Source organism: Desulfosporosinus lacus DSM 15449, assembly GCF_900129935.1.
In the GTDB taxonomy this organism is placed as follows: domain Bacteria; phylum Bacillota; class Desulfitobacteriia; order Desulfitobacteriales; family Desulfitobacteriaceae; genus Desulfosporosinus; species Desulfosporosinus lacus.
The window spans coordinates 148,961-159,181 of sequence record NZ_FQXJ01000011.1; the positions used below are offsets into that span (position 1 = coordinate 148,961).

At 37.1% G+C, this 10,221-nt stretch carries 10 protein-coding genes and 2 pseudogenes; 7 read left to right on the forward strand and 5 right to left on the reverse strand.

The window, feature by feature from the left end; translation table 11 throughout:
* Positions 1–895: pseudogene (locus BUB11_RS15845) on the forward strand (hypothetical protein); the annotation flags it as partial.
* 203 nt (positions 896–1,098) lie between these two features.
* On the opposite strand, the gene BUB11_RS15850 reads toward BUB11_RS15845, so the two are convergent.
* The gene (locus tag BUB11_RS15850) at positions 1,099–2,271 is read right to left on the reverse strand and encodes an iron-containing alcohol dehydrogenase (RefSeq protein ID WP_073030723.1); all 1,173 of its coding nucleotides are present in this window, start codon (positions 2,269–2,271) and stop codon (positions 1,099–1,101) included.
* A 56-nt stretch (positions 2,272–2,327) separates the two neighbouring features.
* Entirely contained in the window at positions 2,328–2,852 is a 525-nt protein-coding gene (locus BUB11_RS15855; protein ID WP_073030724.1) for a hypothetical protein, read from the reverse strand.
* Positions 2,853–3,154: 302 nt separating this feature from the next.
* Here BUB11_RS15855 and BUB11_RS15860 point away from each other — a divergent pair.
* The 4 genes and pseudogenes from BUB11_RS15860 to BUB11_RS15875 form a co-directional block, all read left to right on the forward strand.
* Positions 3,155–3,602, forward strand: a pseudogene (locus tag BUB11_RS15860) (4Fe-4S ferredoxin); the annotation flags it as partial.
* A gap of 156 nt (positions 3,603–3,758) precedes the next feature.
* Positions 3,759–4,616 (forward strand): damage-control phosphatase ARMT1 family protein, encoded by an 858-nt coding sequence (locus BUB11_RS15865; protein WP_073030726.1) that lies wholly within the window; start codon positions 3,759–3,761, stop codon positions 4,614–4,616.
* Positions 4,617–4,834: 218 nt separating this feature from the next.
* Complete coding sequence (locus BUB11_RS15870) at positions 4,835–5,590, forward strand: sporulation protein (RefSeq protein ID WP_073030727.1); 756 nt, start codon at positions 4,835–4,837, stop codon at positions 5,588–5,590.
* Between the two features lie 298 nt (positions 5,591–5,888).
* Positions 5,889–6,770, forward strand: coding sequence for a DMT family transporter (locus tag BUB11_RS15875; RefSeq protein WP_143187630.1), 882 nt, complete (start codon positions 5,889–5,891; stop codon positions 6,768–6,770).
* A gap of 86 nt (positions 6,771–6,856) precedes the next feature.
* Here the strand turns inward: BUB11_RS15875 and BUB11_RS15880 are convergent, their stop codons facing one another.
* Positions 6,857–7,711 carry a hypothetical protein gene (locus BUB11_RS15880; RefSeq protein ID WP_073030728.1) on the reverse strand — a complete coding sequence of 285 codons (855 nt, stop codon included), beginning with the start codon at positions 7,709–7,711 and terminating at the stop codon, positions 6,857–6,859.
* Between the two features lie 303 nt (positions 7,712–8,014).
* The gene (locus BUB11_RS15885; RefSeq protein WP_073030746.1) at positions 8,015–8,710 is read right to left on the reverse strand and encodes an MBL fold metallo-hydrolase; all 696 of its coding nucleotides are present in this window, start codon (positions 8,708–8,710) and stop codon (positions 8,015–8,017) included.
* 127 nt (positions 8,711–8,837) lie between these two features.
* Between BUB11_RS15885 and BUB11_RS15890 the strand changes: the two genes are divergently transcribed.
* Positions 8,838–9,206, forward strand: coding sequence for a VOC family protein (locus tag BUB11_RS15890; protein ID WP_073030729.1), 369 nt, complete (start codon positions 8,838–8,840; stop codon positions 9,204–9,206).
* A 25-nt stretch (positions 9,207–9,231) separates the two neighbouring features.
* Here the strand turns inward: BUB11_RS15890 and BUB11_RS15895 are convergent, their stop codons facing one another.
* On the reverse strand, positions 9,232–9,483 hold the full coding sequence (locus BUB11_RS15895; protein WP_073030730.1) for a hypothetical protein: 252 nt from the start codon (positions 9,481–9,483) through the stop codon (positions 9,232–9,234).
* Between the two features lie 518 nt (positions 9,484–10,001).
* On the opposite strand from BUB11_RS15895, the gene BUB11_RS15900 reads away from it, so the two are divergent.
* The coding region (locus tag BUB11_RS15900; RefSeq protein WP_143187631.1) for a helix-turn-helix domain-containing protein at positions 10,002–10,221 on the forward strand (220 nt) is incomplete at its 3' end.

Genomic DNA, 10,221 nt, shown 5'->3' on the forward strand with positions numbered 1-10,221 from the left:
AGAGACTCTAGCCCAAGCAGAAGCCCAGGCGAAAGCAGATGCTCAGGCACATAAAGAGTCTCTAGCCCAAGCAGAGATGCAGGCGAAAGCAGATGTCCAGGCACTCGAAGAGGCTCTGGCCCAGGCAGAAGCCCAAGCGAAAGCAGATGTCCAAGCACTCGAAGAGGCTCTGGCGCAGGCAGAAACCCAAGCGAAAGCAGAAATCCAGGCGCTCGAAGAGGCTCTGGCCCAAGCAGAAGCCCAGGCGAAAGCAGATGTCCAGGCACTCGAAGAGGCTTTGACCCAAGCAGAACAAGCCAAAGGAGAAGTACAGTCCCTAGAGGAGGCTCTAGCTCAAGCAGAGATGCAAGCAAAAGCGGACGCCTTGGCATTTGCTGATGCACTTGCCCAGGTTGAAACGAAGCTAGAAGCTATAACTAAGATAGAACTCGATGAATTAGCTAGAACTAAGTCTAGCACGAATGATTATTTCATAGAACACTTGCGTAAGGCAAATAGTTCGTTCGCTGGAAATGAGCTTCAAACGGTTGAACTTATTAAAGTCTCAGATTTATTTACATCTATAGACTCCAAAATTTCTCGATTATTCAGCACTTCTCTAGTTCCTCCGAAGGCGGATCTTCTAGGACAGGTTCTAACTAATATTTTCCCAAAAGGGACTGTCTATTGGAACAAAACCTTAATGGGTCAGAAGTTTCTGGCCCAAATTGAAGATATCTTAATTTACCTTTATGATCCCGAGCATCCGTGTGATCTAAAAAAGTTTAATAGGGCTGGCTGGAAGGTCTTAGTTTGCAGTAATGAAGATCTAACGTTTCCTCGCAGATTGGAAAGACAAATTAGACAAATTCAGCGTTCAGGAAAGGTGTCCGCAACAGGGGGGACATCTCTGTGAGGGAGGTGAAATCTAGTATTAGAAAGATTGTGGAAGAATCATTCTTCTGATTAGGTTATCTGTCTTTTCTTGATTAAATTAGTAAAGTCACTGCTGCCTAGCAGGCAAGACTTGAATAATGGAATGGTTGAAGTGTTAACATCGGTGAGCATCGCCGATGTTAACATGTTATAGAACTTTAGCCCGGAAAAACTGACATAGCACTAGAATGCTGCTTTATAGAGGCTAATAATATCTTCTAGCAAGCCTTGTCTTGGATTTGTAAAAAAACAGATATCTTTTAAGGCATTCTGAGAGAGTGTTTCAATATCACTTTCCTTTAGCCCCATCGCACTTAATTTGCTGGGGATTTCAAGTTTGGAACGTAATTTGTCAACTGAGTCAATAATTAAACCGACAGCTTGTGAGGTGTTATGGGTGATGGTCCCCAGGGCTTCACATAATTTCAGAATTCTTTGTTCAGGTATGGAGACGGAATTAAACTCAAACACATAAGGCAGCAAGACAGCGTTATAGTCTCCATGGCTTTGCTCATAAAATCCACCCAATTGATGTGCCATACAATGCACATAGCCTAATCCGGCATTATTAAAAGCCATGCCAGCCATAATATTTGCGAACATCATCTTTTCCCTGGCTTCCAAATCATTGCCATTATCATAGGACCTCGGAAGATATTCAAAAACCAGTTTTAATGCTTCAAGGGCTAAAGAGTCTGTTATTGGAGAAGCTTCAGTGGATACATAAGCTTCTATGGCATGGGAAACAACATCAATACCTGAGCTGGCGGTAACTTCTTTGGGCATTGTTGTCATAAATATTGGGTCATTGACTGAAATAAATGGTGTCAAAAATGGCGAAGAGATCACCATTTTTACCTTTCTTGATTCATCGACTATTATGCTATACATAGTTAATTCGGCTCCGGATCCGGCGGTTGTATTGATGGCAATTTGCGGTATTCCTAGTTTGGTTATTTTATTATATCCTTCATAATCAATGATCGAGCCACCATTTGTAGCCACTGTGGCGATTGCTTTAGCACAGTCATGATTTGTTCCACCTCCGATGGAAATTATCAAGTTGTAATTTCGTTTGAAGACATTGAGCCCTTTATTTAGATAAGTTAAGCCGTCCTCGACAAAAGAAACAGTAGGGTTTGGATGTAATATTCCGTCAAAAATATCATATGAAATAAATAAACTTTTTAGGATTTTTTCTACATTTTCGACATATCCGAGACTTATCATGTTTTTATCTGTAACAATCAGGACCTTGCTAAGCTTCCATGACAATAATTCGTTTGGAAGGTCTTTGATGGCCCCACTACCGATAAGATTTTTTGGGGGTAAAATGAAATTATGTGTGTTTTCCAACTAGCATACCCTCCGTTGTTGTTGATTAAAATCAATATGATGTTGGGAATTATAAGTTATTCTTTAGTAGTATTCCGTGACTTTTGCACGTATCGCTTTAATTTAATTGAAACTACTCTTCTTGTTTTGCGTTCTATGAAACTATTTAATTTATAAAAGCCCCATGTGGCTATGGAAAACCAAGCAGAAAAACCAACTAAAGGCAATATAAACCTACTAGCGGATTTTAAAATACCCAAATCAAGGAGCATTGTATGGTACAATGCGGAAAAAAATATTCCAACAACAGCAAATAAATAATTTAAGGGCTTCTGTTTTGGTAAAAAATAAAAATATAAAATAAAAAATATTGACCATGATAAACTGGGAAATAGATGTACGCCTATGAATCCAAATGGTCCGTAATTTATCCAAGAAAATAGTCCAGTAACATATCCAAAACTATGAACCAGAATATCAATTATTCCACCGAAAATGATTCCATAAATAGACAAACGTTGAATTTCTTGTTGAGGTACATTTGCTATTAAGATTATTGCGAAAATTACTGTAAAGATAGGATATATAAAGTAATCGGGCATGAATGTTAACCCCTTTTTGTATTGCATTGAGAATTTTATTTATATTATCCACATATCTAAGGTTAATATTCTGGAGCGAGCTGTATTTATACTTTAGACGTTTAATTGAGGGTTGGCATGTGTCCCCAATAGGATGATTCCAAAGAAACTACCCTCCAATCAATGGACCAAGCCTCCAGATTGGGGGATTGCAATGAATGAAAGATAGATAGCAGTCTGGATTTTTCAGATTGCTATCTATTTTAAAATTCCCTTATAAAAGTCATGATAAGGAATCGTACAGGTTAACTCTGCAAAGACTAGAAAGCAAAGGATTCTTTAAGATTGCTGACGAGAAAAGTGAGGAATTAGAAAGAGTGTTGCATAAAGCAAGTGATAACGGAAAATATCCCATACTTTCCGATACCAGCCCGTGTCTCTATCGAATGAAGCGTGCTTTTAAGTTGGATATTAAGCTTCATGATTCGGTTGAGTTCACTCACGACTTCTTGCTGGATCACTTAAAGTTCAGACAGGTTCCAGAGACGGTAGCTGTACATGTGACGTGTAGTTCTGTTAAAATGCATATCAGTGATAAATTTAAAACTGTAGCAGAAGCCTGTGCTCAAAAGGTAATTATGCCTGATGATGTACAGTGTTGTTATTCCAATAGCAGAACGTGTGAGATTGGGCTTTCCTTGCGTAGTGGCATCACTATCAATCGCTGATGTATCTTTGGATCGTTCTTCATCCCCACAGCCGCTTCACTAACATCATTCGCTATACGGAGACTCCAATCTCGCTAAAGCTAGTAAGAAACTTACTAGCTTTAGTCAGGACCTAAGGTCGGCTAAACTTGAAGACGAAGAAGTTTAATTATTTGATTCAATAAATGTTGAAGAATAACTAACAAGGAGGATCCTGCTTGTGAACGTTGCCTTGGATTGTATTCCTTGCTATATAAAGCAAACGATTAATACTTTAGCACAAACTGAAATCCATGAGGAACAAGCGCGAGAAATAATCTATCAGACTCTATCCCTCCTTCCTCATTTAGACCCGCAAGGAATTCCCGCAGAGAACTCGACTTTTATTCTCAGAAAGGTCAATGAGCTGATGGGAATCGAGGACCCCTTTCACAATGCTAAACAGGAGTCCAATGACTTGGCTCTTAAACTCCTGCCCCAGTTAAAAGAGAGGATTCGCCAAAGTTTAGATCCGCTCTTTATGTCTTTGCAAATCGCTGTTGCCGGGAATATTATCGATATGGGCATCCTAAAAGATTTTGATGTTGAGGGGAGTATTCGGGAGGCCATTGAGAAGAGCTTTGCCCGGGATGATTACGTGGTTTTCCAGCAAAGACTAAAAGAAGCTCGGAAAATATTAATTCTCGGAGATAACAGCGGGGAAATTGCTTTCGACAGGCTGTTAGCTGAGCAACTGTCGGAACTCGGGGTAGAGGTTACATATGCAGTTAAGGATCGACCGATTTTAAATGATGCCACGATGGAAGATGCGGCTTATGTAGGTATGACAGATCAATTCCGCGTAATTTCTAATGGCAGCGGTTTTTTAGGGACAATTCTCAAAGACTGCTCGGAAGAATTCAAACAAGTATATCAGAAAGCGGACTTAGTGATTAGTAAAGGACAGGCTAATTATGAATCGTTAGAGGCGCTTGGCAGGGAGGATAGAAGGCTGTATTTCTTGCTGCGAGCCAAGTGTGAGATTGTAGCAAAAGATTTAGGAGTTCAACTTGGTGAAATGGTGTTTTGTTGTAGCTAAGAAGGTTTTTCAAGACACAGTGTGGAATACTTAGGCAAACTAATGAGAAATCAATAAGTCAATTATACTGGGGATATTTTTCCGATTGTCCAAAATGTCACATGTCTTGTAAAAAGGCAAATTTTCAGGTGTAAAGGGAATGGAAAACGGGAGTTGGGGGTCCGGGTACCAGGGAGATTTAGACATTATTATTTGCGTAAATAAGGGAGGTATCGTAAATGATTAAAAAAATCCTGGCTGGGTTAGGCATTGACAGTGCAAAGGTAAACTTTGAAATTAATAATGATGTTGTAGAACTTGGTGGTACAGTAAGTGGAAAAGTCTATGTGAGCGGTGGGGCAGTAGATCAAGTAATTACGGAAATAACAGTAGCATTAGAGGTTTCCTCAAGATACAAAGCGGGGGACGAAATAAGGCATGTACATCAGGAAATAGCTAGCGGAGTAGTTGCCAGCCAATTGATGGTTAAGGCAAATTCACCTGAAATTATTATCCCGCTTGAGTTTGAACTTCCATATAATATCCCCATATCAGCCAACTATACAAAATACCAGTTTAGGACAAACTTGGATATACCAAATGCAGTTGATATAAAGGATATCGATGAGATTACCATAAGACCAAACCGATATGTCCAATGCTTACTTGATGCAATAGGATTACTTGGCTTTAGGGCTAAGGCTGAATCAGGTTCATTCAATGGAAAGTTTCAGCAATTTGAGTATGTCCCAACTAAGCTTCTTAAAGGGAAACTTGATGAACTTGAAGTTTCCTTTGAAGCCCAAGAAGATAGGATTAATATTATGATTCAGATAGATAAAAAGGTTAAAGGATTTTTTGCTAGTACAATTGATGATTTGGACCTTGATGAAAGGCATGTTACCTTTTGTCTTTCGAAAGACCAGTTGCGTTCTTCTGAACGAACCTCTGAAATTCTGGCGGAAATTATTCTGCAGGAATATGAAAAAATTTGATTTTTTCTCCTATTTCTCTATGTGATTATATTTATAAGCAAAGCCAATCTGATTCTCATCAGAGACCAGATTGGCTTTGCTTATTTATGGCTTTCGGTTGAGCACCTGCAGATTTAGCTCCATCAAGCGCCTGTTGCAATAATGTACCAGAAATTACTTTCATAGCAACTTATCGTCTCCTATATTGGGTTATTTCAAACAATAACATTATGCTGTTATGGAACTCATTCATATACAAGTACGCATATTTTTGTGCCTCAAAAATAGCAAGATATTATGAAGAAAGGTGACTCAAAAAGTGAACGGAAAATTTAGGATTATAACAGCCATGCTTATTTTTGGAAGTATTGGAGCTTTTGTAAAGAATATCAATCTGTCTTCAAGTGAAATTGCCTTACTAAGAGGAGTCATCGGAAGTTTATTTTTGATATGTGCCAGTTTTTTTCTAAGGCAAAAGCTTTCGTTTAAGTCTATTAGAGAAAATATTGTAATCTTAATTTTATCAGGTTCCGCGGTTGGTTTTAACTGGATCCTTTTATTTCAGTCGTATAAATATACAACGATCTCAAATGCAACCTTAAGTTATTATTTCGCACCGATAGTGGTTATAATCTTAGCCCCCTTTGTTCTTAAAGAAAGACTAACCTTTGCCAAGTTAGGGTGTATTATTTCTGCGATGCTTGGATTATTTCTAATCGTTAGCCTTGGCGGCAACAATACTAGTGGCACGTACAATCACATAGTCGGTATACTATATGGTCTTTCAGCGGCTGTACTCTATGCCAGCGTCATTCTGATGAATAAATTCATTAAGAATCTGGCAGGGTTTGAAACCACCTTAGTTCAGTTAATGGTAGCTGTTTTGGTACTTTCACCTTATGTTATAATTAAAGATCAGCTGGATTTTTCGGGTATGAACTCAAAATCTATAATCTTTATTCTAATACTAGGTATTATTCATACTGGTGTTGCTTACTATTTATATTTTACTTCGATCAAAGAACTTAAGGGACAGACTATAGCTGTTTTAAGTTATATTGACCCTATTTCAGCCGTGATCATTGCAGCGGTGTTTTTGGGAGAGAGCATGAGCTTTGTTCAAATGATCGGAGGGGTTCTCATCCTAGGTTCTACTTTCTTTAGTGAGAAACTAGAAACTAGAGACCAAAAGCTTGGCTGATGATTACAGCATATTTATTTGAAATACCTGAGTGTTGATTCTGATGCTGGGTTAAAAAGGCAATCAAATTAGATGTTAAGGTTAACTTATTTATTGGAGCTCGGAGCCATTAATTTATGGAGGATAAATATGCATAATAACATGCCGAAAATATCGATAGTTGCAAAAAACAAGAAGAAACTATCTTTCACATAAATTATGTTTAATTTATCCGCAAAATAGATAATAACGTAAAGAGCTAATGCTAACATTGATTTCCACTTAAAGTTTAGCTTTGAAAAATAGATCACCATACATATAAAGGACATAAGAAGCAAATTTACTAAACTAATTAAGGCGTAACTGTTCATGGGATCTGCAAGAATTTTTGTGTTAAGTACAAGAATTCCCGATTGAATGAAAGGCCACAATATAGCAGGCATATGCAAAGTATATAACCCAAACAGCATAAAAATATAATACCAAATAGGTCTGAGGTGTTTAAAATCGGTTGCGTACATTCTTTTAAAAACCCAAAATAAAAATAGAAGACCAAGCGTAGTCATCCATGTCTGATACCAATTTTGAGAATAGATGCCTAAAATTAAAAAGGATTCTTCGATAATGGTATATATTAATGAAAATATTAAAAACCAGTAGTATTTAAGATATAAAACCGAAATCAACATTGCCGAAGCTGTCACAGAGAATTGTGAGAAAAGATTTCCTGCCAGTCCATCATCTATGGGAGAGTGAGGAATTATCATAGGGTAATAATTGTAAGCTTTCAAAAAGCAAAATATAGTGACTTCATAGCTGAAAGTCATTCCGGCAATAATAATAAATACAGCCATCGCATGTTTGCGGTTCTTGGCTTTACTCAATCCAAAAATCATTTGAATTATACAGAAAATCCCCAACAGTATGTACCAAATTGTATTGCTCCAAAATGTAGATGCCATATATACTCCTTAAGATTTACTATGACAATTATTTTAACCAAAGAAAACTTATAAATTCCTTAAGGTGTTTTGCACTATTCGCAAGAAATTAAAGATATTAGGTACAATACGAACATTGTCTAAATGTTGCTTTGAGCTGGGCGATATTGAATAACAGAACCATTCATTTCTTATAATGAATGGTCCTGTGGATTGTGTGAATATTAATAGAGTGCACAGAGTTGTGCGTACCAAATGAAAATAAGCTAAGAAGAATAAATTCTGCTTAGCTTATTGCTATGAAGGGGGCCCTACAGCAAAGAATTAAAGTATTAATTCCTGTCCGACTTGGGAAAATTTCAGGATCTGACTTGGGCAATTCTTCATTTTATCTTCGAATTTGTTGGTTATTTCAGGGCTGTCAGCAAAGTGCATAGGAATAAAAATTCGGGGGGCAAGCTCCTGTATAAAGTACTCTGCTCCTGCACTATAGTTTTCCTCGAGCCTCGGGTCGACGGGGAAGAAAGCAATATCAATAGTTTCTCCCTTGATTTTTTGAACTTCTTCCTTAAAGTCCTTTTCAGCTTTCATCATTTCCGCCGGGGTGTCAATCCAGTACCACCAGTTTAAATCCCCTGCATGAAAGAGTCGGATTTCTTCATCTTGGACGAGAAAGGATATGCCCAAGTCTGTTGAATTATAGGCCTTTATTTTTAAGTTGCCAATTTCTAGCTTCTCGTAGGGGGATAGGAAATTAATGTTTTTGTTTTTTTGCGGAACATTAATATCATAGCCGAAGATGTATTGAATATCGGGTTTGTTTTTTTGCCATTCTAAGATCACTGGGTTAAAATGGTCAGGATGACTATGAGAGGAAAAGATAAAGATATTTTTTGGGCTTTCTCTGACTAAACTTTCAACTGGGCCCTGATAGTAATCAAAGATAAGCAAATTATTATCCGTTTCCACTAAAAAGCCACTGTGATAAAGATATTTAATTTTAATGCTTGAAGTTCCTATTGTTATCACCTCATAATGATTATAGAATAAATACTAATACCTATGAGCTAACCAATCAAGTTATGGGATAGGATTTTCTTAGAGAGAATAATCATATAAGCCAAAAATGAGGGGAAGAATTAAAACTATGAAATTTCGATTTGATCATAACAACATCAATGTTTTTAACCTTGAAAAGAGCCTGAAGTTTTACAAGGAAGCTTTAGGGTTAATCGAGGTTAAAAGGCATGTGCAGGCGGATGGGGAATTTATTCTTGTTTATCTTGGAGACGGTGATACTCAACATAGCCTGGAGCTGACTTGGTTAAGAGACAGAACTGAAACCTATAACTTAGGAGAAAATGAATTCCACGTTGCTTTTATGGTCGACGATTTTGAGGCAGCATATCAACATCACAAGAAAATGGGTTGTATCTGTTACGAAAATAAGGAAATGGGCATATATTTCATTAATGATCCAGATAATTATTGGGTAGAAATTATCCCTGCCAGGTAGCGCAAACTTGGTTGACCTTTCTTGTTTAATTGAGTTGCGAATACTCAAAGGTTAATGATCCATCTTTAAATTTATGAATGTCACTTTTTTTCTCCCAGTTCTGGATAACAGTTAAATTCCAATGATGATCATACTTAACCATATAGAATTTTACTTCGTTTTTAAGTTTGGGATTATATATAAAACAGGCGTTTTCCAACTCCAATTCTTCACATTTTTCAATGATCCCAAAAATACGTTTTATGGTTAATTTATCTAAATCCCAATAGGGTTTCATGCTTTCATCTCCTAATCATCAGAAAAAGCTTTTACTTAGTAAGGTTAACAAGTTACTACTTCTACTATACCTACTACTGGAATAAAGTTCTATACTTTTAGTTATGGGAAAGTAATAAAAAGTTATGGTACAAATATAAAGGAAGTGGCTTTAAAGCGTCGTGATATGCTTTAAGCTCACTTCCTTTATATTTTTCAGAGAAATTCTATGTGAGTTTGAGTATACCCCATTGGGGTATTATAATAAAGAAAGAAATTCTTACACTTAAGCCAATTAGTTAAGAGTAGAAAAGGGGGACTAAATAGTAAATAGTAAAAATTGAGAAGTAAGAAGCAAGAAGTGCATTAGAATAATTAAGTGTCCAGGAGATAAACTATTTAAAATAAGGATGATTGATATAAACGCTAAAATAAAAGTGAGCCAAAAATAAGAGTAACGCCAGGAAAAAAGTGAGCCACTTCTTATAAAAAACCTGTATAGTTTAGATCAGTAAGAAGCTGACGTACAGGGGTGAAAGGGTGTCAATAGAAGTGGATGTTTATAAAAAGATACGCTATCTACATGAGCATGAAGGCAAGTCACAGAGGGATATAGCAAAATTGCTTGGGATATCTCGCAATACGGTTAAGAAATACTGTGAGGGATCACTGGTCCCATGGGAACGGCAAGGAATAAGTGGTCGTCAGAGGTATGTGGTAACCGATGAGGTGATGGAATTCATTAAAACTTGCCTAGCCA

What these genes read in the sequence shown, in the direction of transcription:
- BUB11_RS15870 (WP_073030727.1), top strand. Translation starts at nt 4,835, where the DNA reads ATGATTAAAAAAATCCTGGCTGGGTTAGGCATTGACAGTGCAAAGGTA.
- BUB11_RS15855 (WP_073030724.1), bottom strand. Translation starts at nt 2,852, where the DNA reads ATGCCCGATTACTTTATATATCCTATCTTTACAGTAATTTTCGCAATA.
- BUB11_RS15895 (WP_073030730.1), bottom strand. Translation starts at nt 9,483, where the DNA reads ATGAAACCCTATTGGGATTTAGATAAATTAACCATAAAACGTATTTTT.
- BUB11_RS15880 (WP_073030728.1), bottom strand. Translation starts at nt 7,711, where the DNA reads ATGGCATCTACATTTTGGAGCAATACAATTTGGTACATACTGTTGGGG.
- BUB11_RS15890 (WP_073030729.1), top strand. Translation starts at nt 8,838, where the DNA reads ATGAAATTTCGATTTGATCATAACAACATCAATGTTTTTAACCTTGAA.